At 74.0% G+C, this 24,056-nt stretch carries 29 protein-coding genes; 19 read left to right on the top strand and 10 right to left on the bottom strand.

Annotation, left to right across the window (positions count from 1 at the left end):
* Positions 1–79 precede the first annotated feature (79 nt).
* The 5 genes from thrS to WAA21_RS12780 are packed head-to-tail and all read left to right on the top strand — an operon-like array spanning position 80 to position 5,832.
* Positions 80–2,071 (top strand): threonine--tRNA ligase, encoded by a 1,992-nt coding sequence (gene thrS, locus WAA21_RS12800; RefSeq protein ID WP_336923201.1) that lies wholly within the window; start codon positions 80–82, stop codon positions 2,069–2,071.
* A gap of 5 nt (positions 2,072–2,076) precedes the next feature.
* The gene (locus WAA21_RS12795; RefSeq protein WP_442893285.1) at positions 2,077–2,658 is read left to right on the top strand and encodes an HIT family protein; all 582 of its coding nucleotides are present in this window, start codon (positions 2,077–2,079) and stop codon (positions 2,656–2,658) included.
* Positions 2,640–3,296 (top strand): phosphatidylinositol phosphate synthase, encoded by a 657-nt coding sequence (pgsA, locus tag WAA21_RS12790; protein WP_442893284.1) that lies wholly within the window; start codon positions 2,640–2,642, stop codon positions 3,294–3,296. Before WAA21_RS12795 ends, pgsA begins: the two co-directional genes overlap by 19 nt.
* Positions 3,293–4,261, top strand: coding sequence for a phosphatidylinositol mannoside acyltransferase (locus tag WAA21_RS12785; protein ID WP_336923199.1), 969 nt, complete (start codon positions 3,293–3,295; stop codon positions 4,259–4,261). The genes pgsA and WAA21_RS12785 overlap by 4 nt, the downstream gene beginning before the upstream one ends.
* Positions 4,258–5,832, top strand: a complete 1,575-nt coding sequence (locus tag WAA21_RS12780; RefSeq protein ID WP_336923198.1) for a glycosyltransferase family 4 protein — start codon at positions 4,258–4,260, stop codon at positions 5,830–5,832. The genes WAA21_RS12785 and WAA21_RS12780 overlap by 4 nt, the downstream gene beginning before the upstream one ends.
* A 23-nt stretch (positions 5,833–5,855) precedes the next feature.
* Here the strand turns inward: WAA21_RS12780 and WAA21_RS12775 are convergent, their stop codons facing one another.
* The 7 genes from WAA21_RS12775 to WAA21_RS12745 form a co-directional block, all read right to left on the bottom strand.
* Positions 5,856–6,482 carry a GNAT family N-acetyltransferase gene (locus WAA21_RS12775; protein ID WP_336923197.1) on the bottom strand — a complete coding sequence of 209 codons (627 nt, stop codon included), beginning with the start codon at positions 6,480–6,482 and terminating at the stop codon, positions 5,856–5,858.
* A gap of 312 nt (positions 6,483–6,794) precedes the next feature.
* Positions 6,795–7,598: a transglutaminase domain-containing protein gene (locus WAA21_RS12770; RefSeq protein WP_336923196.1), complete on the bottom strand. Its 804-nt coding sequence runs from the start codon at positions 7,596–7,598 to the stop codon at positions 6,795–6,797.
* A 179-nt stretch (positions 7,599–7,777) separates the two neighbouring features.
* Positions 7,778–7,981 carry a cold-shock protein gene (locus WAA21_RS12765; protein ID WP_336923195.1) on the bottom strand — a complete coding sequence of 68 codons (204 nt, stop codon included), beginning with the start codon at positions 7,979–7,981 and terminating at the stop codon, positions 7,778–7,780.
* A gap of 856 nt (positions 7,982–8,837) precedes the next feature.
* Complete coding sequence (locus WAA21_RS12760) at positions 8,838–9,086, bottom strand: Txe/YoeB family addiction module toxin (protein ID WP_336923194.1); 249 nt, start codon at positions 9,084–9,086, stop codon at positions 8,838–8,840.
* Positions 9,083–9,331, bottom strand: a complete 249-nt coding sequence (locus WAA21_RS12755) for a type II toxin-antitoxin system Phd/YefM family antitoxin (RefSeq protein WP_336923193.1) — start codon at positions 9,329–9,331, stop codon at positions 9,083–9,085. Before WAA21_RS12755 ends, WAA21_RS12760 begins: the two co-directional genes overlap by 4 nt.
* Positions 9,332–9,490: 159 nt before the next feature.
* A complete protein-coding gene (locus WAA21_RS12750; protein WP_336923192.1) occupies positions 9,491–9,925 on the bottom strand; it encodes a PIN domain-containing protein in 435 nt (144 codons plus the stop codon).
* Positions 9,922–10,209 (bottom strand): hypothetical protein, encoded by a 288-nt coding sequence (locus WAA21_RS12745; protein ID WP_336923191.1) that lies wholly within the window; start codon positions 10,207–10,209, stop codon positions 9,922–9,924. Before WAA21_RS12745 ends, WAA21_RS12750 begins: the two co-directional genes overlap by 4 nt.
* 175 nt (positions 10,210–10,384) lie before the next feature.
* Here WAA21_RS12745 and WAA21_RS12740 point away from each other — a divergent pair, with 175 nt between their 5' ends.
* Together WAA21_RS12740 and WAA21_RS12735 are read left to right on the top strand one after the other, a co-directional pair.
* A complete protein-coding gene (locus tag WAA21_RS12740; protein ID WP_336923190.1) occupies positions 10,385–10,681 on the top strand; it encodes a hypothetical protein in 297 nt (98 codons plus the stop codon).
* Between the two features lie 412 nt (positions 10,682–11,093).
* Positions 11,094–12,098 (top strand): hypothetical protein, encoded by a 1,005-nt coding sequence (locus tag WAA21_RS12735; RefSeq protein WP_336923189.1) that lies wholly within the window; start codon positions 11,094–11,096, stop codon positions 12,096–12,098.
* Positions 12,099–12,124: 26 nt separating this feature from the next.
* Here the strand turns inward: WAA21_RS12735 and WAA21_RS12730 are convergent, their stop codons facing one another.
* Positions 12,125–12,730, bottom strand: coding sequence for a suppressor of fused domain protein (locus WAA21_RS12730; RefSeq protein ID WP_336923188.1), 606 nt, complete (start codon positions 12,728–12,730; stop codon positions 12,125–12,127).
* Positions 12,731–12,895: 165 nt separating this feature from the next.
* On the opposite strand from WAA21_RS12730, the gene WAA21_RS12725 reads away from it, so the two are divergent.
* Positions 12,896–13,051 (top strand): hypothetical protein, encoded by a 156-nt coding sequence (locus WAA21_RS12725; RefSeq protein WP_336923187.1) that lies wholly within the window; start codon positions 12,896–12,898, stop codon positions 13,049–13,051.
* 297 nt (positions 13,052–13,348) lie between these two features.
* On the top strand, positions 13,349–14,191 hold the full coding sequence (locus tag WAA21_RS12720; RefSeq protein WP_336923186.1) for a hypothetical protein: 843 nt from the start codon (positions 13,349–13,351) through the stop codon (positions 14,189–14,191).
* 47 nt (positions 14,192–14,238) lie between these two features.
* Here WAA21_RS12720 and WAA21_RS12715 read toward each other — a convergent pair whose 3' ends face one another.
* Positions 14,239–14,667 carry a hypothetical protein gene (locus tag WAA21_RS12715; protein ID WP_336923185.1) on the bottom strand — a complete coding sequence of 143 codons (429 nt, stop codon included), beginning with the start codon at positions 14,665–14,667 and terminating at the stop codon, positions 14,239–14,241.
* A gap of 385 nt (positions 14,668–15,052) precedes the next feature.
* Here WAA21_RS12715 and WAA21_RS12710 point away from each other — a divergent pair, with 385 nt between their 5' ends.
* Entirely contained in the window at positions 15,053–15,268 is a 216-nt protein-coding gene (locus WAA21_RS12710) for a hypothetical protein (protein WP_336923184.1), read from the top strand.
* Between the two features lie 47 nt (positions 15,269–15,315).
* Positions 15,316–16,230, top strand: coding sequence for a pyridoxal 5'-phosphate synthase lyase subunit PdxS (gene pdxS, locus WAA21_RS12705; protein WP_336923183.1), 915 nt, complete (start codon positions 15,316–15,318; stop codon positions 16,228–16,230).
* Here the strand turns inward: pdxS and WAA21_RS12700 are convergent.
* A complete protein-coding gene (locus WAA21_RS12700; protein ID WP_336923182.1) occupies positions 16,178–16,561 on the bottom strand; it encodes a hypothetical protein in 384 nt (127 codons plus the stop codon). The two genes, pdxS and WAA21_RS12700, sit on opposite strands and share 53 nt — an antisense overlap.
* Before the next feature lie 25 nt (positions 16,562–16,586).
* Here WAA21_RS12700 and pdxT point away from each other — a divergent pair, with 25 nt between their 5' ends.
* The 8 genes from pdxT (at position 16,587) to secF (ending at position 24,013) form a co-directional block, all read left to right on the top strand.
* The gene (gene pdxT, locus WAA21_RS12695; protein ID WP_336923181.1) at positions 16,587–17,243 is read left to right on the top strand and encodes a pyridoxal 5'-phosphate synthase glutaminase subunit PdxT; all 657 of its coding nucleotides are present in this window, start codon (positions 16,587–16,589) and stop codon (positions 17,241–17,243) included.
* 11 nt (positions 17,244–17,254) lie between these two features.
* On the top strand, positions 17,255–18,022 hold the full coding sequence (locus WAA21_RS12690) for a YebC/PmpR family DNA-binding transcriptional regulator (RefSeq protein WP_336923180.1): 768 nt from the start codon (positions 17,255–17,257) through the stop codon (positions 18,020–18,022).
* A 71-nt stretch (positions 18,023–18,093) separates the two neighbouring features.
* The gene (locus WAA21_RS12685) at positions 18,094–18,672 is read left to right on the top strand and encodes a crossover junction endodeoxyribonuclease RuvC (RefSeq protein WP_336923179.1); all 579 of its coding nucleotides are present in this window, start codon (positions 18,094–18,096) and stop codon (positions 18,670–18,672) included.
* A gap of 76 nt (positions 18,673–18,748) precedes the next feature.
* Complete coding sequence (gene ruvA / locus WAA21_RS12680) at positions 18,749–19,384, top strand: Holliday junction branch migration protein RuvA (protein WP_336923178.1); 636 nt, start codon at positions 18,749–18,751, stop codon at positions 19,382–19,384.
* A complete protein-coding gene (gene ruvB / locus WAA21_RS12675) occupies positions 19,381–20,496 on the top strand; it encodes a Holliday junction branch migration DNA helicase RuvB (protein WP_336923177.1) in 1,116 nt (371 codons plus the stop codon). The genes ruvA and ruvB overlap by 4 nt, the downstream gene beginning before the upstream one ends.
* An 86-nt stretch (positions 20,497–20,582) precedes the next feature.
* Positions 20,583–20,924 (top strand): preprotein translocase subunit YajC, encoded by a 342-nt coding sequence (yajC, locus tag WAA21_RS12670; RefSeq protein ID WP_336923176.1) that lies wholly within the window; start codon positions 20,583–20,585, stop codon positions 20,922–20,924.
* Positions 20,925–20,939: 15 nt separating this feature from the next.
* Positions 20,940–22,886, top strand: coding sequence for a protein translocase subunit SecD (gene secD, locus WAA21_RS12665; protein ID WP_336923175.1), 1,947 nt, complete (start codon positions 20,940–20,942; stop codon positions 22,884–22,886).
* On the top strand, positions 22,883–24,013 hold the full coding sequence (gene secF, locus WAA21_RS12660) for a protein translocase subunit SecF (protein ID WP_336923174.1): 1,131 nt from the start codon (positions 22,883–22,885) through the stop codon (positions 24,011–24,013). Before secD ends, secF begins: the two co-directional genes overlap by 4 nt.
* The last annotated feature ends 43 nt before the right edge of the window (positions 24,014–24,056 follow it).

Raw genomic sequence — 24,056 nt, 5'->3', positions numbered from 1 at the left:
TGACCCCACGCGGCGCGGCACCGTCCTGTCACCGACCGCGGGCGAGGACGGCCCGTCCGTCGCCACTACCGTTGCGCCCATGACCGAGCCCGCCCCCGCCGCGACCCCCGCGACCGCCGCCGAGGCGCTCGAGGCGGCCGGCACCCTGACCAAGGACGTCGTGGTCGCGCGCGTCGACGGGGTCCTCCGCGACCTCGACCACCCCCTCGCCGGCGGCGAGCAGGTCGAGGCCGTCACCACCGCGAGCGAGGAGGGTCTGGCCGTGCTCCGGCACTCCGCGGCGCACGTGCTCGCGCAGGCCGTCCAGCAGCTGCGCCCGGACGCGCGCCTCGGTATCGGCCCGCCCGTCCGCGACGGCTTCTACTACGACTTCGACGTCGCCGAGCCGTTCACCCCGGACGACGTCAAGGCGCTGGAGAAGACGATGCAGCGCATCGTCAAGGAGGGGCAGACCTTCCGCCGCCGCGTCGTCACCGAGGACGAGGCCCGCGCCGAGCTCGCCGCCGAGCCGTACAAGCTCGAGCTGATCGGACTCAAGGGCCCGGACGCCGCCGGCGCGGTCGAGGGCGCCGACGCCGAGGTCGGCGGGGCCGAGCTCACCATCTACGACAACGTCCGCCGCGGCGGCGAGGTCGCGTGGAAGGACCTGTGCCGCGGCCCGCACGTGCCGAGCACCCGCGTGCTCGCCAACGGGTGGAAGCTCATGCGCACCGCCGCCGCCTACTGGCGCGGCAGCGAGAGGAACCCGCAGCTGCAGCGGGTGTACGGCACGGCCTGGCCGACCAAGGAGGAGCTCACCGCCTACACCGAGCGCCTCGCGGAGGCCGAGCGGCGCGACCACCGCCGCCTCGGGGTCGACCTCGACCTGTTCAGCTTCCCCGACGAGATCGGCTCCGGCCTCGCCGTCTTCCACCCCAAGGGCGGCATCGTCCGGCGCGAGATGGAGGACTACTCCCGGCGCCGGCACGAGGAGGCGGGCTACGACTTCGTCTACTCCCCGCACATCACCAAGGCCGCGCTGTTCCAGACCTCCGGTCACCTCGACTGGTACGCCGAGGGCATGTACCCGCCCATGCAGATGGACGAGGAGCGCGCCGCCGACGGCACCGTCCGCAAGCAGGCGCAGGACTACTACCTCAAGCCCATGAACTGCCCCATGCACGACCTGATCTTCCGCAGCCGCGGCCGGTCGTACCGCGAGCTCCCGCTGCGGATGTTCGAGTTCGGCACGGTGTACCGCTACGAGAAGTCCGGCGTCGTGCACGGCATGACCCGCGCGCGCGGCTTCACCCAGGACGACGCCCACATCTTCTGCACCCGGGACCAGATGAAGGGCGAGCTCGCGAGCCTGCTCACCTTCGTGCTGCAGCTGCTCAAGGACTACGGCCTCGACGACTTCTACCTCGAGCTGTCGACCCGCAACCCGGACAAGTCCGTCGGCGACGACGCGACGTGGGAGGAGGCGACCCGCACGCTGGAGGAGGTCGCCACCGCCTCCGGCCTCGACCTCGTCCCGGACCCAGGCGGCGCCGCGTTCTACGGCCCCAAGATCTCCGTGCAGGCCCGCGACGCCATCGGCCGCACGTGGCAGATGTCGACGATCCAGCTCGACTTCAACCTGCCCGAGCGCTTCGAGCTGGAGTACCAGGCCGCCGACGGCACCCGGCAGCGACCCGTCATGATCCACCGGGCGCTGTTCGGCTCGATCGAGCGGTTCTTCGCCGTGCTCACCGAGCACTACGCCGGTGCCTTCCCCCCGTGGCTGGCTCCCGTCCAGGTGGTCGGCATCCCCGTCACCGACGAGCACGTGCCGTACCTCCGCGAGGTCGCGGCGCGGCTGCGGGCGGAGGGGGTGCGCGTGGAGGTCGACGCGTCCGACGACCGCATGCCCAAGAAGATCCGCACGCACACGAAGCAGAAGGTGCCGTTCCTGCTCATCGCCGGCGACGACGACATGGGCGCCGGGTCGGTGTCGTTCCGCTTCCGCGACGGCTCGCAGGAGAACGGCGTCCCCGTCGACGCCGCCGTCGCCCGGGTCGTCGAGGCGATCCGCACGCGGGTGCAGGTCTGAGCGGCGTGCCCCCGGAGGAGCCGGCCGGACCCGCCCCGGGCGGGGGTGCGGTCGACCCCGGCTCGCTCGCCGGCGTCTCCGACGGCTTCGAGCGGCTGTGGACGCCGCACCGGTGGGCGTACCTCGCGGGGGAGAACAAGCCCGGCGACGACTCCGAGCAGCAGTGCCCGTTCTGCCGCGCGCCGACCCTGAGCGACGCCGACGGCCTCGTCGTGGCGCGCGGAGAGCACGCCTTCGCCGTGCTCAACCTCTACCCGTACAACCCCGGGCACCTGCTCGTGTGCCCCTACCGCCACGTCGCGGACTACACGGACCTCACCGACGACGAGGTCGCCGGCGTCGCCTCGCTCACCCGCTCGGCCATGCGGGTGCTCCGCGAGGTGTCGTCCCCGCACGGGTTCAACCTCGGCATGAACCAGGGCCCGGTCGCGGGCGCCGGGGTCGCCGCGCACCTGCACCAGCATGTCGTCCCGCGCTGGGGCGGCGACAGCAACTTCCTGCCGATCGTCGCGCAGACCAAGGCCGTGCCCGTCCTGCTCGCCGACACCCGGCGCATGCTCGCCGAGGCGTGGGAGGGCGCGTGCTAGCCCGACGGCTGCGGGGGACCGTGCGAGCCGTCATGACCGTCCCCGGCCGCGGCCTCGTGGCGCTCGGGGTCGGCCCCGACGCCGTGACGGTGGTCGGCACCGTCGGGGTCGTCGTCACCGCCTTCGCGCTGTGGCCGGCCGGCCGGCTGGAGCTGGGGGCGTGGCTGCTCTTCGGCTTCGCGATGTTCGACAGCCTCGACGGGACGGTCGCCCGGCTGTCGGGCCGCAGCACCCGCTGGGGCGCGTTCCTCGACTCCACGCTCGACCGGGTCGCCGACGCGAGCATCTTCGGCGCGCTCGCCATCTGGTTCCACCTCCAGGGCGACACGGTCGGGCTCGTGCTCGCGGTCCTCGTCGTGGGGGCCGGCGCGCTCGTGCCGTACGCCCGCGCGAAGGCCGAGAGCATGGGCGTCGCGGCCGACAACGGGCTCGCCGAGCGCGGCGACCGGCTCGCCCTCGGCATCACCGCGACGTGGTCGGTGCAGGCGCTCGGGGTGCCGGTGGTCGTGCTGCACGCCGTCCTCGCCCTCCTGCTGCTCGCGAGCCTCGTCACCACCGCGCAGCGCGCCGCGCGCGTCCGGCGAGCGCTCGGCTCCTCGCCCGCGGTCGACCCGAGCGACCTGCCCGCCGGACGGTGAGCCGCACCGGTCCCGGTCGCGGGCGCTCCCCGGGCGCGCGGCTGTCCGAGCGCGTCGGCGCCTGGGGGTACCTGCTCGCGTGGCGGGTCGTGCGGCTGCTGCCGGAGGCCACGGCGTACCGGCTCGCCGACGCCGTCGCGGACCTCGTCGCCCGCCGCGACGGCCGCGGTGTCCGCCGCCTGCGGGCCAACCTGGCGCGGGCGCTGCCGGGAGGACAGGTGCCGGAGCCGCTCGTGCGCGAGGCCGTCCGGTCCTACCTGCGCTACTGGTGCGACGCCTTCCGCCTGCAGGACTGGGACCGCGAGCGTGTCGTCGGCACCGTCACCACCGAGGGCCCGGACCTGCTGCCGGAGGCGGTTGCGAGCGGGCGCGGCGCGGTCGTCGCGCTCGCCCACCTCGGCAACTGGGACCACGCCGGGGCCTGGGCGCACCACGTGCTGGCCCCCGTGACGACCGTCGCGGAGCGGCTGCGCCCGGCGAGCGTCTACGACCGCTTCGTCCGCTACCGGCAGGCGCTCGGCATCCGGGTGCTCGCCCACGACGATCCGGAGGTCACCGCGACCCTGCTCGCCGAGCTGCGTCGTGGCGGGCTCGTGTGCCTGCTGGCCGACCGGGACCTCTCGCGGCGCGGGGTCGCCGTCGACCTGCTGGGCGAGCCGGCCCACCTCGCGGCGGGGCCGGCCGTGCTCGCCGGCCGGACCGGCGCGCTGCTGCTGCCCGTCGGGCTCACGTACCGCCCGGACCACCGCTCGCCGTCCGGCTACGGGCTGCGCATCCGGTTCCACGACGCCGTCGAGGTGCCCGACGACGCCCCGGAGACCGTCCGTCGGGCCACGGCACAGGTCGCCCACGCGCTGGGGGAGAGCATCCGCGGCACGCCGGCCGACTGGCACATGCTCCAGCGGGTGTTCGCCGCCGACGTCGAGCCCCGACCGGACGCGTCCGACGCGGCGGCGGGCCCGTGAGCGCGGCCGCGCCGCCGGCCGGGCGGCTCGCCGTCGGCCTGCTGTGCCCGTACGACCTCGACGTGCCCGGCGGGGTCCGCGAGCAGGTGCTCGGGCTCGCCGGGGCGCTCGCGGCCCGCGGGCACCGTGTCGAGGTGCTCGGCCCGCGGTCCGGGCCCGGGGCCGTGGCCGGCGTCGCCGAGGGGGTCGCCGTCCGTGACGCCGGGCGGGTGGTCGCGGTCCCCACCAACGGCTCGACCGCGCGGCTGGCCGTCGGACCCGCGGCGCGGGCGGAGGCGGCCGACTGGGCCGCCGACGGCGGCTTCGACGTCGTGCACGTCCACGAGCCGGTCCCGCCGGGCATCGGCCACTCCGCCCTGCGCCGGCTCGCGCGGGCCGGCGGATCGCGGCCGGCGGTGGCGGCCACCGTCCACGTGAGCATCGCCCCGGGACCGGCCGGGCGGTCCCGGGCCCTGCGGGGCGCGGCCCGGCACGTCGGGGCGGTGCTGCGGGGCGTCGACGTGCTGAGCGCCGTCAGCGAGCACGCCCGGCGCACGGTCGTCGACCACCTGGGGCGCAGCGCGCTCGTGGTGCCGAACGGCGTCGACGTCGGCGGGTGGGCGCGCACCCCGCGGCAGCGGGCCGGGCCACCGACCGCCGTGGTGGTCGGCCGGGCCGACGAGCCGCGCAAGGGTGTCGACGTGCTCCTCGCCGCGTGGCCGGGGGTGCGCTCGCGCGTACCCGGGGCCCGGCTCGTCGTGGTCGGACCACGTGGTGGGGCCGCAGGGGGTCTGCCGCCCGGCGCGAGCGCGGTCGGGGCGGTAGGGGAGGGGGAGAAGCGCCGCCTCGTGGCCGGCGCCGACGTGCTCGTCGCCCCCCACCGTGGCGGGGAGAGCTTCGGCCTCGTCCTCGTCGAGGCCATGTCGGTCGGCACGGCGGTCGTCGCCTCCGACCTGCCCGCCTTCCGCGACGTCCTCGCCGGGACGGGAACGCTCGTGCCCCCGGGGGAGCCCGGCGCCCTCGCCGACGCCGTCGTCCGGGTGCTGCTGCGCGGTCCGGCTCGGGACCGCGCGGCGGCGACCCGGGCGCGTGACTTCGACTGGCCGGTGGTCGTCGAGCGGTGGGAGCACGCGTACGACCTCGCGGTCCGGCTCCGTCACGACCCCGACGGCCGGGTCCTCGTGGCCGAGGAGCTGGGTCGGCGGGCCGCGGCGGTGCGGGACCTCGCGCGCGCGGCGCTCGCGGTGGGTCTGCACGACGACGACGGGCACGTGCTCCGCCTTCTCGCCGAGGCCGGCGGCCTGGCGCGCGAGGAGGCCGAGGCGGGACGAGCCGACGGCGCGCTCGCCCTCGACGCGCACAACCGCGCCACAGCGCTGTGCCGGGACCCCCGGCTGCCGGCCGTGGTCCGGGCGGGTGCGGTCGTGGCGACCACGCGGCTGCGCGAGGTGCGGGAGGTCGTCAACGACCGCGCCCGTCGCGGCGGCCGCGCGCTCGTCGAGCTCGACGACGCCGACACCACCGTCCGTGCGCCCGGGGCCGCGACGGGCGGGCCCGACCCTCAGCCGGCGTCGTGGCCGGTGACCGCGTAGCCGTCGGGGTCGGTGGAGGGGGCTCAGCCGCGGAGGTCGGGAACCGTCCTGCGCATCACGGTCTTGCTCGTGCCGATGCGGCGCTCGAAGGTGAAGCCGGCCTTCTCGAACATGGCTCGGGTGCCGTTGTGCAGGAACGAGGAGGACGTGCGCTTGCCGGGGGCCGGTTCGTTCGGGAAGGACACCACCTCACCCCCGCCGGCCCGCGCGATCAGGTCGAGGGCGCCGTCCAGCGCCTCCCGGGCCACGCCGGAGCGCCGGTGGTCGCGGTCGACGAAGAAGCAGGTGATGCGCCACGGCGCCGGGCGGGTCTCCCCGGCGTCGTACTGCTTGCGGTGGTAGATGTTCGGCAGCTCGACGGGGCTGCCGTACTGGCACCACGCGATGGCGGCGTCGCCGTCGAGGACGAGCGCGGCGTGCGCGACCCCCTCCGCCACGAGCCGTTCCTTGAACGTCGCCCGGTCGTGCTCGGCCTTCACGGTCCCGTCGGTGTCACCGTGGAAGTACGAGCAGTAGCAGCCGCCCCAGACGCCGTTGTGCTTCTGCGCCAGCGCGAGCCAGGCCGGGAAGGTCTCCGTCGACAGCGGCTTGACGACGTGCGGGCGGGCAGCGGCGGCCGCTCTCGGGCGCGACTCGTCCTGACGGGACATGTGGTCTCCCTCGGTCGTTGCGGTCGGTTCATGTGGCCTGCACGAGGCGCCCGTGCGGGTCAGCTGGCCCTGGGGAGGTCGACCTCCGAGCCGTCGGGAAGGGTGCCGCAACCGGCTGACACTCGGTGGCGCGGGGCGGGGGTCTCCGGGCTCGCCCGTCAACCGCGCTGGGGCGCCGCCCCGCGGCCGAGGCGGTGGACGGAGGCGTGCGAGGAGGGGCCGCGGTGGACGGCCCGCCGGTCCGGCCGGCGTGGCGGGACCCAAGCCCGGACCCGGCCACCCGGCCGACCACGACGAACAATCGGGCGGTCGTCATGGCCCGGCTGCGCCCGCCGACCACCGGGAGAGGACGGGCCCCGCCGCGGTGCGGGCGGGCCAGCAGAGGGTCTGGCCGTGGACCGCGAACAGCTCCTCACGCGTGTCGTACCGGCCGAGCTCGGCCAGGACCCAGCGCGAGAGGCTGCACGTGTCGCACCCGACGTGGGGCTCGTCGTGAGCGTCCGAGGCCGACCCCGGGGCCTCGTCCCAGCGGGCACCGCCACGGCCGACGGCCTCGAAGAGGGTCTCCTCGCCGGCGTTGGTGAACGGCCGGCCGTCGTCGCCTCCCGCGGACCCGCCCGGGCCCGAGAGCACGGCGGAGAGGTCGAGCCAGGTGCCGTCGACGCGGAGCTCCGGCCACGCCAGGACGACCTCGTCGGGGACGACGCCTCGCAGGCCGGGGAACCTCGGGTACCAGAAGCGACCGTCCAGCAGCAGGCCGCGCGACCGCGTCGGCACGCCCGCCGACCGGGCCACGGCCTCGAGCAGGGCCAGCCGCTGCGAGCAGGAGCCCCGCCCCAGCCGCAGGGTGCGGCTGGCCGCCTGCAGGTCGTCGACGGCGTACACCGGCCGGACCCGCGACGCGATGGCCGCGTGCGCGACCCGCAGCACCCCCGTGACGTCAGCGGCAGGCGCGGACGCAAGGCACTCCGCCAGCAGGGCCCGCACCTCCGTCGAGTCGTGGTCGAGGACCCGGGTGACGGCAGTCGACCCGGCGGCGACGTCCTCGCCGGTCGCTGCGACCGACTTCCGTCGTCGGGCGCGACCGAGCCACGGGGTGAGCACGCGCGACGTCATGCGCCTCATGGTCCGCTGCCGGGGCACGAGCCGCAGCAGGATCCCTCGGGCCGGGCAGACCGGGCCGTGCGGCCGTCGGACGCGGCGGAGCCCGCCTGCCCCGGAGGGGGGCGGGCGGGCTCCGGTCGAGCTGTGCGGGTCGGGCCTAGACGAGGCCCGCGCGCACGACGGGGCTGTGGTCAGACGGGGCGGACGCCCTGGGCCTGCGGGCCCTTCTGGCCCTGGCCGACCTCGAACTCCACGGTCTGACCGTCGTCCAGGCTGCGGTAGCCCTGGGCGTCGATCTCGCTGTGGTGGACGAAGAGGTCAGCGCCGCCGTCGGTGGGGGTGATGAAGCCGAAGCCCTTCTCGGCGTTGAACCACTTGACTGTTCCCTGTGCCATGCGAACCACTCCTCACGGGTGTCGGTCCCGCACCGTGCGGGACCGGCCGACCCACACGGCGGCGTCGCAACCCCCTTGTCGAGGCCGGACGACCGCCGCACTGCTACCGGGGACGTGGAGAAACACGACACACGGAACTGGACGACCAGGGGCGACAGCGTCCGGGCGTGCCGATGCATTCCCCGAGGTCCGAGACGGGACCCGTGCACCCGCCTCGACAGCTCGAAGGCCAGCCCGGGCCCGTCCTGCGAGCCGTGGCGGGACCCGATCAGACCCCCAGTACCCGGTGACGTCTCCGGCGTCCTTGCCCCACGGCCAGCAGGCCCAGGCCCGGAGCACCCTGCTCCGCGCGTACCCGGTCGGCTACGTCCGGCAGGGTCGGGTGTCCCGAGGCATCGACACGACGGTGGCTCGGCACTCTCGGGTCGCGCTCGGCCCGCAGCTGCCGGTGGACCGCCGCCTTCTTCGTGCGTCGGGGCTCACCACGGTCGGCCGGGGTGTGCCGGTGGCCGGTGGTCGAGGGGACAGAGGATCTGTACGGCGGATCCCAACGGAGACGAGCTCCGCTGAGCCTGGGGTCGCGTCGGCTCAGACCCGCTCGAGCGTCTGGTGGGGTTCCGCGTGGGCGCGGTAGGCCAGGCAGCGAGAGATGGCGGCTGCGATGTCGACCAGGCGAGCCGACTCACATCTGGTCACACGGGCACCGCGTCCGCCAACGCGGTGGCCGAGACCGCGTCGCGCAGCAGCGGGGGCGCCACCACGTCGCCGCTCAGGGAGCGTCGTGCGGGACGACGACTGTGATGCCGTCCCTGCTGCGCCGCACGGTCGTGGGCCCGGGCGCGCACAACAGTGCTGGTCAGTAGTGGTAGCGAGCCGCGACGACCACGATCTCGCCGTCGGTGACGGTGTAGACGAGGCGGTGCTCCTGGTCGATGCGCCGGGACCAGCACCCCGACAGGTCCCCGGACAGCCGTTCAGGCTTGCCCACGCCGGCGCCCGGGTCGCGCGTGGCCTCCTCGAGGAGACGGTTGATGCGTCGCAGCGTCTTCCGGTCGTCTGCCCAGGAGGTGTAGTCCGCCCAGCCGCGCGAGGTGAAGCGGATCACCCCTGGAGCAGCTCGCGGGGGGCCACCTCACCCGCGTGCGCCTCGGCGAGGCTGGCGCGCAGGTGCTCCGCGTTCGACGGGGACTGCAGCAGGTAGCTGGTCTCGAGAAGCGAGCGGTAGACCTCGGCGGGAACCAGGAACGCGGTGCCCTTCTTCGAGACGATCTCCACTGCTTCCATGTCCTCGTTGACCTGTTCGATGAGGGGGAACAGCTGCGCGCGAGCGTGGCTGGCGGTGACAGACATGGCTCCTCCTGAAGTCGTACAACAAACGGTACTATACGCGTCGTCGCGCGGGGGTGGGCTCAGCGTCCTGGGCTGATGCGCAGGCGAGAACCCAGGTCAGCACCGTCCGTCGGTATCCCGGCTGACGATCCGGAACTGAGACGAACGGGGCGGCATTGATCAAGAAGGACCTGGCTGCGGCGCAACCGTGACGATGGTGCAGCCGACCTGAGCGCCGGAGCCTTGAATCCGTGCGTCAGCGGTGAGAAGCGGCGTCTGCAGCCGTTCGGCCGCAGCGACATAGACGGCATCGGCGTAGCGGATCGAGCCCTGGGCAAGCTGCCATGCACGGTGGACGTCTGCCCATGGTGTGGCGTCGATGGCGATGCCCAGCGCCTCGGCGTCATGCAGTGCCCGCTCGACGTCCTCGGCCTGGAGCGGGTGGCTCGGGCGGTTGGCTGCTGCACACAGGCCGGACAACACCTCAAAGGCGAGGTGCCCGGGAGAGCTCAACTTCTCGGCTGCTGGTTGGTCGGCGAGGGCAGTCCGGGCTGCGACGCCGCGCGGCCCGGGGTCTGCAACGGCGTCGATGACGACCGAGGCGGCGACGATCATGGCGCCTGGTCGCTGCTACCGCGGTCCAACAGGTCTCCTGCACGTTCCGCCTCGTCGGAGGTGAGACCGTCCAGCACCGCCGTCCTGTCGTCCTCCTCAACCGAGGGCTTGCCGGCCAGCCTCTGGTTCAGGTCAGCGAGGGTCTGCTGTCGCCGTAGGTACGTGGCCTGGGCCTGGACGGCGCTGCGCAGATAGCTCTGCAGCGACACCCCCAACCCGGCCGCGGTGGAGCGGATCAGGTCGAGGTCGTCGCCAGGGACGTCGCGAATCAGCACGTCGGACATGCCGCAACGATATCACTTCTGATAGCAGATTGCCGAGGACTTGGGAGCCCATGAACCACCCGTCCCCGCCGACTGACCGGAAGACGATCCTGCACTGGGGCTCCCGTGTAGGGGGGCCGGCGGCGGCGTTTCGCCCGTGCCCCATGGTTCGACTTGTTGGTGGACGATGCTGGCCGTGGCCGACGTGAAGCCCAGCCAGGGGGATGCAGATCTGCTCGACCTCGCGCTTGAACTCGTGGAGCGGCACGCCGCGGGTGCTGCCGACGTGCGCCGAAGTCAGGTCACGGACGACCTGTGGGAAGTAAGGGTCACGCCCCGCTGTCGCTCAGCCGCGGAAGTGACCCTCGTGCTCGTCGGAGACGACGAGGTGGCAGGGGCCGTGGGCGGAGCGGGCTTCTACTGTGGCTGGGGGGACGCCGAGGCCGTGGCGTACCCCCCCTCTGATCGCGGGGTGACTACGCCTCTCGGATGAGGCCGGGGCGTTGGTCACTGCTGGGTGCGTTGGCGGCGGCATCGTGGGTGACGTGCCCCGACCTCCTTTGGTGGGTGCGCCGCCGTGCCCCCGGGCAGGCCACGACCCCGCTGCTGGGTTCCGGGTCAGCCGGGACGGGACGTACGGCCGCGGACCCGTCCGCCAGCGCTACCGCTGCTCCGACCCCGACGGCCAGTGGCATCGGTTCACGCCGGTCCTGCCCCGTCAGCGCGGTCATGGCGGCGTGTGCGAGGTCTGCGACAGCGCCGTCGACGTTCACGCTGGGTCGGTCGTATCGCGGGGCTACCAGCACCGCCTGCACCTCATCGCCGAAGCCCTCGTCGCCGTCGGGCGGGGTGTCAGCTACGCGCGGGCGGCGCAGCGGGCCCGGGTCGCGGCCGGGCGTGACCCGATGCCGCACGACAGCGCCGGCCAGATGGTGGCGGAGTGGGTCGACGTGTGGGCACCCGTCGTCCTGGACGCGCTGCGGGAGACCGAGCAGCCCGAGACCCTCGTCCTGGACTCGACCGACTTCTGGTGGACGAACACCCGGACGGGCGTTCGCCGGCGGGAGTTCGCCGTGCTCGTCGCGTACGGCTACACGGAGGCGGGTGCTCGTCGGGTGTGGGGCGTGCATGCCAGCCCCACGGTCCAGCACACCGACTACCTTGACCTGCTCCACGGCCTGCACCTCCCGGCGGCGCCGCTCAGCATCGTCTCCGACGACAACCACGCCGTGGATGCCGCGGTCCGCACCATGTGGCCAGCCGCCGTGACGCCGCCAGCGCGCCTCGCCCCCGCCCAAGCGGGTCGGGTCCGGGCAGGGCGGCCAGCCGCACAGCGGGTGCCCACACCCCGGTCGCCAGACCAGCCCGGTCCCACCCCGCTGGTGCTCCCTGCGGGTGCGCCGTTCCTGCTGCTGTGCGAGCACCACCTGCGCCAGCGCGCCGCGGCCGCGCTCACGGCGCAGCAGGCGGGAGCACCGCAGGGCCGCTGGATGCGACGACTGGACACGGCCTTCCGCAGACCCGAGGCCTGGGAGGAGTTCCGGGACGCGGCCGGCAGCCTGGGCGGCGGCGCGGCGGAGTGGGTACGCCGGCTGGACCCGGCCATCGCCAAGCAGGTCGAGTACCGGCACCTGCTTCCGGCGCACTACTCCACCGCCGGCGCCGAGGCCGCCAGCGCCAGCCTGCGAGGACTGTTCGAGCAGCGCTCCTTCAGCCTCCGCAACGCCCGCCGCACGGACCTTCTGCTCGGCCTCGCGCGCCTACACCTGAACAACCAGGACGACGTCGGTGCTTACCACCGACTGCTACGCAGAGCTGCTGAGCAGGGCGCCGGGCGCCCCCAGCTACACCAGCGGGGCAACCGCGACAGCCGCGACGCAGCGGGGGGACCGCAGCCCACGCTGAGATGACAGCCGGGTCTCGTGTCGGCTCGACCTCACCTCGCGGGGGAGGTCACCAGCAAGGGGTCGGCGGCTCGAAGTTCGGTAAGGACCGCCTCGGTGCTGCTCCGCTTCATCCGCTCGAGCTCGTCCTCGGTGATGCCGACGACGGTCACGAAGTCCACAGTTCCGTTGGGCGTTCGCAGGGGACCCATCACCGGGTCCTGTGCGAAGGCGAGGGCGGTCAGACGGGTGTCATCGGAACCGGTGATGGGACCGCCCGGGCTCATCCGGTGCCCCGGTAGCAGCGGGCGACCCTGGCCGTAGATGTACTCCGAGAGCTTGAGCAGCAGCTTCAGTGCCCTCTGGGGCGGCTCGTCGCCGTCCCTTGGGACACGCATCGTCAACTCCAGCCCCCACCCGCTGACGTCGGGGTCGTCCGAGACCTTCCCGAACAGCTCGGACAGGCCGAGCGTCATCAGGAGGTAGCCGTCGCGCGTTCGGTAGGCGTCGAGGGCGTAAGCGCCGTCCTGGTCGGGCAGATGACCCGTGCTGAGGTGCACCGGGTCGTGAAGACCCTGGGCTCGAAGCGCCTCGCCGATGGCATCCCAGCCTGGCGCCGGGTCATCGTTCGCCTCGGCCCGCTTCTTCTTCCCCCACACAGACTGCTCCTCCTGCCGCGGCCGTGCGTGTCGGCGTTGCGGCGCGTGCTACGACCGTGACCTGCGGTCGGCATCGTGCCACGAGCGGCCGCCGGGGCAGTGAAAGTGGGCGGGTAATCACCCGGGGATCAGAGGGGGGGGGCGTACCTGCGAGAGGTGCTGCACATGACGCTGCTCGGCCGGGTCGAAACCATCGGTTGGCTGGGTGAGCCCAGATTGCGCGTCTACCCCCTGGAGGGGAAGCCCTTCAATACCGGCGCCTTCAGCCTGATTCCTTGGCGCCTGCGGCGGCGTCGCCGCTTCGACCCGTTCAAGGCATAAGCCCTCTCCGCTGGTGCGAGGCCAAGCCAGCCCGCATCGGTGCCCGTAAGCGGATGGTCGCGCGGGACGCGCGCCGGTGCGGGATGGTCAGCCGGGGAAGGTGACCACGGCCGCTCAGGTGTGACGTGCCCCGGCCCACCTGGTTCGCTACTTCGGCGTCGATGTTCCAGTTGTCATCAGCCATCCGCTGCAGCTTCCGCGCCGCAGCCGGACGTGTCGTCGTACGGTGAGCCCCGACAGTGAGGAGCGCGCGCAAGTGCGCCGCCGCCCATCGACGCGGACACGAAGGGTGCGCCTGTGCCGAAGAAGCTGATGGTCGTCGAGTGGGACGACGGGACCACGCTGTCGCAGTCCCACGAGGCGCCCGGCCACTACAGCCCCTTGACGCGAGACGGTGAGCGTCACCTCGCCGGGCATGCCGTCCTGCGAGATCCAGAGCCGGACGAACACGAGCTCTACGAGGACCCCAGCGTGCCCCCCTCAGGCCTGTACGACGCGGCTACCGACCGCACAGCCGACGATGCCGATACGGACCTCGCCGAGGAGGCCGCGCATGTCCTGGCGGCCCTGGCGGTGCTGGGTGCCGCGCTCGCGGCTGCGAAGGCGTCTCCGTACGTCGCCCGCTGGTGGCGCACACGAGTCGTCCCGGTGCTGCACACTGCCCACGCGCGCGTCCGGTCGCGTCTGCACCTGGCAACACCGGAGCCGACCTCCGACCGGACAGCGGCAGTAGATGTCGCGCAGCAGCTCGAGCAGCCGGCCGAGGGGGAGGGATCAGACCTCGAACCCATGCGGCCGACGATGAGCAGAGCAGAGGCGGACCGCCGTCTCGCGGCTGCCCTCGCGGCACAGAACTTCAGCCGCGAGCAGCTACGCATTCTGCAGACCGTGCGGATCGCAGACGACTCGGACACCTTGGAGGTCGAGGGCGCCGCGGTTCCGGTCACCCCAGACCTGATCGCCGCTCAGATGGCCCCGATGCTGGAGTCGCGGGCGGCGCTCCTCGACGACAGGGCCCTGGCCGCTCTCGGGACGAGCGTGGTTCGCATGCGTACAGACGAGGCGACAGTGGAGGTACCCCTTCAGGAGATCGTTGCTTCGCTCCGGCGGCTGCGGGACCGCCTGGAGCCGGGGCCCTAAGCGCGCTCGCGAGAGGGTTGAGCAGGCCCTTGTGCCAGCGATCGCTTCTAGGCTTCACGTCGGCGGACCGCGACGACCGCCTGCACTGCAGCGGCCAGCGCTGCCACAGCTGCCGAGCCGGCGACAACGACGGCCGTCCAGTTCTCCCCACCCGTCGCGTCCGACGGCTCAGCCTCAGCCACCGACCCAGCGACAGCCTCGCCGTCCGGAGCAACGATGCATTCGAGTTTCGTGGCGTTGATCTCAGCATCGGGAGTGCAGTACCAGCCCTCCGCCTCCCCCGGGTGCGGGAAGCCGGGAGGCAGAGTCACTGCTTGCCACCCGGCCGGCACAGCGAAGCGCGGCGTCGCCGGCTCGGCGACGGCGACAAGCAGCCAGCCCACCGCAGCCAGCGTGAAGGCCAGAGCGAGGGCGAGGTACAGCCGCGAGGCCCGCAGCCCCCGCCGCAGCTTTTCGGTCCTGTCGCCGGAGCTCATAGACGGCACTCTAGGCAGCCGTTGCACGCGGCCTTGGCTAGCGAGACCGGGTGCGTCAACGTCGTGCGGGACAGCATGGCCGCTGAGGTCTTCAGATGCGTCGGGGGGGTGGTCGAGTCGACCATCCAGGCCGTGGTGTAGCCCTGCGACACCTGGTTGCCGCCCGCCTGGAAGCGCCACGGGGCCAGGTTCTGGAGGGTGTCGCGGACGAGGACCCCTCATCGGTACTCGCTCCCGGTCGCAGCCCCGCCGCACGTGGTTCCGCCCTCGTAGGTCCCAGCTGACCCGTCCGGTCACGCGTCCCGGCAGGGCCCGCCGTGCGACACGTTCGCACCCGGGCTCGCGTCACCCTCACCACCACCGGCCGGTCGCTAGCGTTCGACCCGTGGAGCCGAGCACCTTGCGGAAGCGGACGACGGCGCGACCGGCGGCCGCGCTCGTCGTCGCCGCCGTGCTGGCAGCCGCGCTGGGCGGGTGCGGACTGCTGAGCGGCGAGGACGACACGCCGCCGCCCCAGCCCGGCGTCGTGGCGCCGAGCGACGCCCCGGCCCCGGTGCCGACCGCGCCGAGGTTCAGCGCGGACGAGGCGACGACCGGCTGAACCGGCCACCGTCCCGACCGGGTGCGCGACGCTCCTACCATGGCGGGGTGAGCAGCAGCGACCCCTCCGGCGCCCCCGGGCGCGCGACCGGCACCGACCTCGTCAAGCGCGGCATGGCCGACATGCTCAAGGGCGGCGTCATCATGGACGTCGTCGACGCGGAGCAGGCCCGCATCGCCGAGGACGCCGGCGCCGTGGCCGTCATGGCGCTGGAGCGCGTGCCCGCCGACATCCGCGCGCAGGGCGGCATCGCCCGCATGAGCGACCCCGACATGATCGAGCGGATCATCGGCGCGGTCTCCGTGCCCGTCATGGCCAAGGCGCGAATCGGCCACTTCGTCGAGGCGCAGGTCCTGCAGAGCCTCGGCGTGGACTACGTCGACGAGTCCGAGGTGCTCTCACCCGCCGACTACTCCCACCACATCGACAAGTGGGGCTTCACCGTCCCCTTCGTCTGCGGCGCCACCAACCTGGGGGAGGCGCTGCGGCGCATCTCCGAGGGCGCGGCCATGATCCGGTCCAAGGGCGAGGCCGGCACCGGCGACGTCAGCCAGGCCACCACCCACATGCGCACGATCGGGGCGGAGATCCGCCGACTGTCGGCCATGCGCCCCGACGAGCTCTACGTCGCGGCCAAGGAGCTGCAGGCCCCGCTGCCGCTCGTCCGCGAGGTCGCCGAGGCCGGCCGGCTGCCGGTCGTGCTCTTCACAGCGGGCGGCATCGCCACCCCGGCGGACGCCGCGATGATGATGCAGCTCGGCGCCGACGGCGTCTTCGTCGGCTCCGGCATCTTCAAGTCCGGCGACCCCGCCGCCCGCGCCGCCGCCATCGTCAAGGCGACGACCTTCCACGACGACCCCGACGTCGTCGCCAAGGTCTCCCGCGGCCTCGGCGACGCGATGGTCGGGATCAACGTCGACGAGCTGCCAGCTCCTCACCGGCTCGCCGAACGAGGCTGGTGACGCGGCGGGCGGCGCGCAGCTCCGCCCGCACGAGCCTCCGGCGCACCTCGGGGCGCTCCAGCGCCCGCCCCGCGGCCACGGCGCCGACCGCCCCCACGGCCGCGGCGACGAGCAGCGGGACGAGCGCGGACCAGCCGAGCAGGGCGACGGTGCCGCCGCCCACCACCACGACGGCGGCGACGCCGGTGCCGGCCAGCAGGCGCAGGTCGGACACCGGCGGTGCGTCCTGGCCCAGCGTCAGCTCCACGAGCAGCTGCGTACCCGGGCGCAGCAGCAGCACGACCCCGCCGACCAGGAGAGCGACAATCGTGCAGAACACCGCGAACGCCACCTCACAAGGGTCGCACGCGACCCGCGTGGGAGTGCTGAGCGTGCAGGGGGATGTCGCGGAGCACGCGGCCGCCCTCGAGCGCTGCGGAGCCGCGGTCACGCTGGTCCGCCGCGAGCGTGAGCTGGACGACGTCGAGGCCCTCGTGCTGCCCGGCGGGGAGTCCACGGCCATGCACCGGCTGCTGCGCGCGTTCGACCTCATGGGCCCGCTGCGGGAGCGCGTCGCGGGGGGCATGCCCGTCCTCGGCTCGTGCGCCGGGCTCATCCTGCTCGCCGACCGGCTCGAGGACCGCGCCGCCGGCCAGGAGACGGTCGGCGGCATCGACATGACCGTTCGTCGCAACGCCTTCGGGCGACAGGTCGACAGCTTCGAGTGCGCGCTCGACGTCACCGGCGTCGACGGCGGGCCGGTGCACGCCGTCTTCATCCGCGCGCCGCAGGTCGTCTCGGTCGGGCCGGGGGTCGAGGTCCTCGCGCGGCTGCCGGGCGCCGCTGCCGGGGCGACGGACCGCGGCGAGCCGGGGGCCGGCGAGCAGGACGATAGGATCGTCGCGGTGCGGCAGGGGCCGCTCGTCGCCACCGCGTTCCACCCGGAGCTGTCCGGGGACGACCGCGTGCACCGGGCGTTCGTGCGCGCCGTCGCCACGCGGGCGGCGGCACCGGCACCGCACGACGGACGGTAAGGAGGCACGCCATGTCGGGTCACTCCAAGTGGGCGACGACCAAGCACAAGAAGGCCGTGGTCGACGCGCGGCGCGGGAAGCTCTTCGCGAAGCTCATCAAGAACATCGAGGTCGCGGCGCGCACCGGCGGGGGAGACCCCGCGGGCAACCCGACCCTGTACGACGCCATCCAGAAGGCGAAGAAGTCCTCGGTCCCCAACGACAACATCGACCGGGCGGTCAAGCGCGGCTCCGGCGAGGACGCCGGCGGTGCCGACTACGCCACGATCATGTACGAGGGCTACGCCTCGGGCGGCGTCGCGATCCTCATCGAGTGCCTCACCGACAACCGCAACCGCGCCGCGAGCGACGTCCGCGTCGCCGTCACGCGCAACGGCGGGACCATGGCCGACCCGGGCAGCGTGTCGTTCCTCTTCACCCGCAAGGGCGTCGTGACCGTCTCCAAGGACCAGAACGGCGGCCTGACGGAGGACGACGTCCTCGCCGCGGTCCTCGACGCCGGTGCCGAGGAGGTCAACGACCACGGCGACACCTACGAGGTGCTGAGCGAGGCGACCGACCTCGTCGCCGTCCGCACCGCGCTGCAGGACGCGGGCATCGACTACGACTCGGCGGAGGCGAGCTTCGTCCCCGCGACGCAGGTGCCGCTCGACGCCGAGCAGGCCGCGAAGGTGTTCCGGCTCATCGAGGCGCTCGAGGACAGCGACGACGTGCAGAACGTGTACGCCAACTTCGACATCTCCGACGAGGTGATGGCGGAGCTCGAGCCCGTCGGCTGAGCGGGGCGGCGCGTCGCGACACGCCACCGCCGGACCGGTCTGCCACGGCCGCGCTCGGGCACGCTGGGGGCGTGCGCGTGCTCGGAGTGGACCCGGGGCTCACCCGGTGCGGGGTGGCCGTGCTCGACGCCGCGCCCGGGGGCCGGGCGGTCCTCGTCCACGCCGACGTCGTCCGCACCGACCCGGCCGCGGAGGTCGCGGACCGCCTCGCCGGCGTGCACCGGGCCGTGACGGCGCTCATCGCCGAGCACCGTCCCGACGTCGTGGCGGTCGAGCGCGTCTTCGCCCAGCACAACGTCCGCAGCGTCATGGGGACCGCGCAGGCCGCGGGGGTAGTCATGCTGGCCGCGGCCCAGGTCGGGCTCGACGTCGCCACCCACACCCCGTCGGAGGTCAAGGCGGCGGTCACCGGCAGCGGGCGTGCGGACAAGGCCCAGGTCGGCGTCATGGTCGCCCGCATCCTGGGGCTCGAGGCCGCGCCGAGGCCGGCCGACGCCGCGGACGCGGCCGCGCTCGCGCTGTGCCAGCTGTGGCGGGGCCGTGCGGGCACCCGGCTCGGCGAGGCCGGCCGCGCCGTGCCCCGTAGCCGGCTCGCGGAGCTCGCCCGCGCCCACGCGCGCGGCGGCGCCCGCGGCGTGGCGGGGCGGTAGCGTCCCCGGTGCGGGCTAGCCTCGTACACGTGTTCGGCCCCGCTCCCACCGCCCCCACGTCCCGCCGGAGGTGCCTGTGCTCGCAGAGGTGACCGGGCGCGTGCTCCACGTGCATCTCGACCGGGTCGTGGTCGGGGTCGGCGGCATGGGGCTGCTCGTGCGCGCGACGCCCAGGACGCTGTCGACGCTGCGCCCCGGCGCCGACGCGCGGCTCGCGACGTCGCTCGTCGTGCGCGAGGACTCCCTCACGCTCTTCGGCTTCGCCGACGACGACGAGCGCGACGTCTTCGAGCTGCTGCAGACCGTCTCCGGCGTCGGCCCGAGGCTCGCGCTCGCGGTCCTCGCGGTCCTCGAGCCCGACGCGCTGCGGGCCGCGGTCGCCGGGCAGGACGAGAAGGCGCTGACGGCGGTGCCGGGCATCGGGCGCAAGGGCGCCCAGCGCATGCTCCTGGAGCTCGGTGACCGCCTCGGCGCCCTGCCCTCGCCGGGCGCGCCGCGTCCGGGCGGCACGACGGGCGGCGCCGGGGCCGATGCCGCCCCCGCGGTCGCGGCCGGCGGCGTGCCCGAGCAGGTGGTCGCGGCCCTCGTCGGGCTCGGCTGGCAGCAGCGGCAGGCGGAGGACGCCGTCGCTCGCGTGCCCGTCGACGACGGGGTCGACATGGAGGCCTCACAGCTGCTGCGGGCCGCGCTGCGCGGGCTGGCGCCGGCGTGAGCGCCGAGCAGCCCGACCCCGCGCGAGAGGTCGACCCGCGTGCCGCGAGCGGGGAGCTCGCCGAGGAGGCGGCGCTGCGGCCGCGGTCCATGCAGGAGTTCGTCGGCCAGCCGGTCGTGCGCCGGCAGCTCGGCCTCGTGCTCGAGGCGGCCAAGCGGCGGGGCAGCAGCCCGGACCACGTGCTCCTGGCCGGGCCGCCGGGGCTCGGCAAGACCACGCTCGCCTACATCGTCGGGGCCGAGATGGGTGTGCCCGTCAGGGTCACGAGCGGACCGGCGCTGCAGCACGCCGGCGACCTCGCGGCGATCCTGTCCTCCCTCGACGAGCACGAGGTGCTCTTCCTCGACGAGATCCACCGCATGTCCCGCGCCGCGGAGGAGATGCTCTACGTCGCGATGGAGGACTTCCGCGTCGACGTGGTGGTCGGCAAGGGCCCGGGCGCCACGGCCATCCCGCTGCCGCTGCCGCGCTTCACCCTCGTGGGCGCGACCACCCGCGCGGGCATGCTGCCGAGCCCGCTGCGCGACCGCTTCGGCTTCACCGGTCACCTCGACTTCTACGACGAGGCCGACCTCGGGCGCGTGCTGCGACGCAGCGCGCGGCTGCTCGGCGTGCGCACCGAGCCCGACGTGCCGCACGAGATCGCCGGGCGCAGCCGTGGCACGCCGCGCATCGCCAACCGCCTCCTGCGCCGCGTGCGCGACTACGCCGAGGTCCACGGCTCCGCGGGGCTCGCGGAGGACGCCGGGCCGGTGACCCTCGCCGACGCCCGGGCGGCGCTGGAGCTGTTCGGGGTCGACGAGCTCGGCCTGGACCGCCTGGACCAGGCGGTGCTCGACGCGCTGTGCCGTCGCTTCGGTGGCGGGCCGGTCGGCCTCGCGACGCTCGCGACGACGGTCGGCGAGGAGCCGGAGACGGTCGAGACGGTGTGCGAGCCGTACCTGCTGCGGCAGGGCTTCCTCGCCCGCACCCCGCGCGGGCGCGTCGCGCTGCCCGCGGCGTGGCAGCACCTCGGCATGTCGCCGCCGGTGCAGCAGGTGGGAGGCGGTCCGGGCGCCGTCGAGGAACCCACGCTGTGGAGCGGGTACGGCGACCCCCAGCGACTCGCCTAGACTCCGCGGAGGCCTTCACGCTCCGGGGGGCTCCGAACGTGTGCCGTCGCTGCGCTGCGCGGACCGGCCAGACCGGAAGGACCGATGTGGATCCCGCCCTGATCCTGCTCGCCGGGCTGGCGCTCATCCTCATCCTGCAGTTCAGCCGCGTGAGCCGCCAGCGCAGGGAGGTCCGCGCCACGCAGGACTCCCTCGCGGTCGGCCGCGAGGTCCTGACGGCTGCGGGCATGATCGGCACCGTCGCCGCCGTGACCGAGGACACCGTCACGCTCGTGGGGGAGGACGGCCAGCGCACCCGCTGGGTCAAGGGCTCCGTGGTTCGGGTCCTGCCCGTGCCCGACGCCGCCGGCGACGACGCCACCCCCGACGCCCCCGGTGCCGGACCGGAGGACCCCGCCACCGGACCCGACCGCCCCACGACCACCTGAGCTGAGAGAAGCACCGTGACCACGACCACCCGTCGGTCGCGCCCAAGGCGCACCCTCGTCCTCCTGTCCGTCATCACCGCCATCCTCTTCGGCACCGTGGCCGGGGGGTATTTCCTCGACGACGCGCGCTGGACGCCGGCGCTCGCGCTCGACCTCGAGGGCGGCACCCAGGTGATCCTCACGCCCGAGGCGGAGGCCGGGGAGGGCATCCCCGACGAGTCCCTCGACCAGGCCGTCGAGATCATCCGCCAGCGCGTCAACGGCACGGGCGTGACCGAGGCGGAGGTGGTGCGCCAGGGCGACAACAACATCGTCGTCTCGATCCCCGGCCAGGCCGACGAAGAGACCCTCGACCTGGTCCGCGCCAGCGCCGAGCTGGCGTTCCGCCCGGTGCTGCTGTCCGGCACCGGCTTCGACCCCAGCCTGCTGGACCCCAGCGCCGCGCCCAGCGTGCCGAGCGACGGCAGCTCGGCGCCCGCGCCGCAGCCGAGCGGGGCGGTGGGCGACGTCCCGTCCGTCACGCCGGGCGACGGCGCGTCCGGCGCCGCGACCGACACCGCGACGGGAGCCGCCACGGCGGAGCCGCAGGGGCGCCCGCTGCCGCGCGGCGACGTCCTCGCGGGGGCCGTCGAGCCCACGGGCGCGGCGACCGCCGAGCCCGTCGCCGAGCCCGTCGCCGAGCCGACCGCCGCGCCCGCCGCAGAGCCGACCGCCGTCGGCACCGGCGAGCCGCAGGACGCCGGAACCGGCGGAGCCCTGCCCGCCACCGAGCCGACCGACGCCTCCGACCCGGCCTACCTCACCCCCGAGGTCCTCGCCGACTTCCAGGCGCTGACGTGCCTCGACCCCGCGACGGGCAGCGTGACGCGTGTCGAGCAGGGCGCTCCGGACGAGCCGCTCGTCGCGTGCAGCCAGGACGGCTTCGAGAAGTACGTGCTCGGGCCCGTCGAGGTGCGCGGTGAGAACGTCTCGGACGCCCAGTGGGGCTTCCAGACGGGCCAGACCGGGCAGTCGACCGGCCAGATCGCCGTCAACCTCGAGTTCGACGGCCAGGGGACCCGCGAGTTCGCCGAGGTCTCCCGACGGCTCTTCGACCTGACCGGCGACCGCAACCGATTCGGGATCGTGCTCGACGGGCTCGTCATCTCCGCGCCGACCATGAACGGGATCATCTCCAACGGCCGCGCGGAGATCTCCGGCAACTTCACCCAGGACACCGCGGAGGTCCTCGCCAACCAGCTGCGCTTCGGCGCCCTGCCGCTGTCGTTCGTCGTGGAGTCGACGAGCACCGTGTCCGCCACCCTCGGCGACGAGCAGCTGAGGCTCGGCCTGATCGCCGGCCTGATCGGCCTCGGGCTCGTCGTCGTCTACTCGCTCATCCAGTATCGCGCCCTCGGCCTGGTGACGGTCGCGTCGCTGCTGGTCGCGGGGCTGCTGGCCTACGGGATGCTGCTGCTGCTGTCGTGGCGGCAGGGGTACCGGCTGAGCCTGCCCGGCGTCGCGGGCCTCATCGTCGCCATCGGCATCACCGCGGACTCGTTCATCGTGTTCTTCGAGCGCATCCGCGACGAGATCCGGGACGGCCGCAGCCTCGAGGTCGCGGTGGAGCGCGGCTGGGAGCGTGCCCGGCGCACGATCCTCGCCTCCGACACGGTGTCGTTCCTCGCCGCCGTCGTGCTCTACCTGCTCGCGGTCGGCGGCGTCCGGGGCTTCGCCTTCACCCTGGGCCTCACGACGGTCATCGACCTGCTCGTCGTCTTCCTCTTCACCAAGCCGCTCGTCACGCTGCTGGCCCGCACGAAGTTCTTCGGCGGCGGCCACCGGCTGTCCGGCTTCGACGCCGAGCACCTGGGCTCCGTCGTCGCCCGGCGCGCCGTCCGCAGCGGCGCGGCTCGTCAGTCCACCACCCTCGCCGAGCGCAAGCGCGCGGCCGCGCGAGCCAACGAAGGGGCAGTCCTGTGAAGTTCGACCGCTGGGGCAACCGCCTCTACACCGGCGAGAAGGCGTACCCGATCGTCCAGCGCCGCCGGACCTGGTACGTCGTCGCCGCCGTCGTCCTGCTCGTCGCCGTCGGCTCGCTGCTCGTGCGCGGGCTCAACCTCGGCATCGACTTCACGGGCGGCTCGCAGTTCCAGATCGCAGAGGTCGAGGGCGAGGTCGACACCATCGCCGCGGCCGAGGCCGTCGAGAGCGTGCTCGGCCCCACCGAGGTGCAGGCGTCCGGCATCGGCGACGGGGGCATCCGCGTCCGCACCGGGCAGCTGACCACGGAGGAGACCGGTCAGGTCGCCGCAGCCCTCGCCGAGCAGTTCGGTGTCGGCGAGGACGAGGTGACGAGCGACTTCGTCGGGGCGACGTGGGGCCAGGAGGTGTCCCAGCGCGCGCTGCAGGGCCTCGTGATCTTCCTCGTGCTCGTGGGGCTCGTCATCGCCGTGTACTTCCGCACGTGGAAGATGGCCGTCGCCGCGCTCGTCGCCCTCGTCCACGACATCGTCATCACGGTCGGGCTGTATGCCCTCATCGGGCTCGAGGTCACGCCGTCCACGGTGATCGGCTTCCTCACGATCCTCGGCTACTCGCTGTACGACACGGTCGTCGTCTTCGACAAGGTGCGCGAGAACACCGAGGACGTCTTCGAGCAGAACGACTCGACGTACGCCGAGGAGGCGAACCGGGCGGTCAACCAGACGCTGGTCCGCTCGATCAACACGAGCGTGGTCGCGCTGCTGCCGGTCGCGGCGATCCTCTTCATCGGCGCGCTGCTGCTCGGCGCCGGCACCCTGCTCGACCTCAGCCTCGCGCTGTTCATCGGCATCGCGGTCGGTACCTACTCCTCCGTCTTCCTCGCGACCCCGCTGCTCGTGCACCTGCGCGAGCGGGAGAAGGCCGTCGTCGACCAGGCCCGCCGGGTCGAGGAGCGTCGGGCCGGTCGAGAGGTGAGCGCGAGCGGCACGGCGGTCGGCCCGCTGGTCACGGTGGGCGCCGACGACGACTACGACGACGTCCGCGACATCGACCGGCTCTCGCTGCGCGACCGACCGCTCGGGCAGCGCGAGCAGCCGAGGCGCGCTCCGCGCAGCCGGCGCTGACCCGGGCCGCGCGGGCACCTAGACTCACCGGACCGGCCGGCGC

Source organism: Aquipuribacter sp. SD81, assembly GCF_037153975.1.
GTDB lineage: Bacteria > Actinomycetota > Actinomycetes > Actinomycetales > JBBAYJ01 > Aquipuribacter.
Note: the sequence above shows the minus strand (reverse complement) of the source record. Positions and strands in the feature narration are given on the sequence as shown.

What these genes read in the sequence shown, in the direction of transcription:
- WAA21_RS12770 (WP_336923196.1), bottom strand. Translation starts at nt 7,598, where the DNA reads ATGACGTCGCGCGTGCTCACCCCGTGGCTCGGTCGCGCCCGACGACGG.
- WAA21_RS12775 (WP_336923197.1), bottom strand. Translation starts at nt 6,482, where the DNA reads ATGTCCCGTCAGGACGAGTCGCGCCCGAGAGCGGCCGCCGCTGCCCGC.
- WAA21_RS12735 (WP_336923189.1), top strand. Translation starts at nt 11,094, where the DNA reads ATGCCGCACGACAGCGCCGGCCAGATGGTGGCGGAGTGGGTCGACGTG.
- WAA21_RS12745 (WP_336923191.1), bottom strand. Translation starts at nt 10,209, where the DNA reads ATGTCCGACGTGCTGATTCGCGACGTCCCTGGCGACGACCTCGACCTG.
- WAA21_RS12715 (WP_336923185.1), bottom strand. Translation starts at nt 14,667, where the DNA reads ATGAGCTCCGGCGACAGGACCGAAAAGCTGCGGCGGGGGCTGCGGGCC.
- thrS (WP_336923201.1), top strand. Translation starts at nt 80, where the DNA reads ATGACCGAGCCCGCCCCCGCCGCGACCCCCGCGACCGCCGCCGAGGCG.
- WAA21_RS12750 (WP_336923192.1), bottom strand. Translation starts at nt 9,925, where the DNA reads ATGATCGTCGCCGCCTCGGTCGTCATCGACGCCGTTGCAGACCCCGGG.
- WAA21_RS12690 (WP_336923180.1), top strand. Translation starts at nt 17,255, where the DNA reads ATGTCGGGTCACTCCAAGTGGGCGACGACCAAGCACAAGAAGGCCGTG.
- WAA21_RS12755 (WP_336923193.1), bottom strand. Translation starts at nt 9,331, where the DNA reads ATGTCTGTCACCGCCAGCCACGCTCGCGCGCAGCTGTTCCCCCTCATC.
- WAA21_RS12765 (WP_336923195.1), bottom strand. Translation starts at nt 7,981, where the DNA reads ATGGCACAGGGAACAGTCAAGTGGTTCAACGCCGAGAAGGGCTTCGGC.
- WAA21_RS12725 (WP_336923187.1), top strand. Translation starts at nt 12,896, where the DNA reads ATGACGCTGCTCGGCCGGGTCGAAACCATCGGTTGGCTGGGTGAGCCC.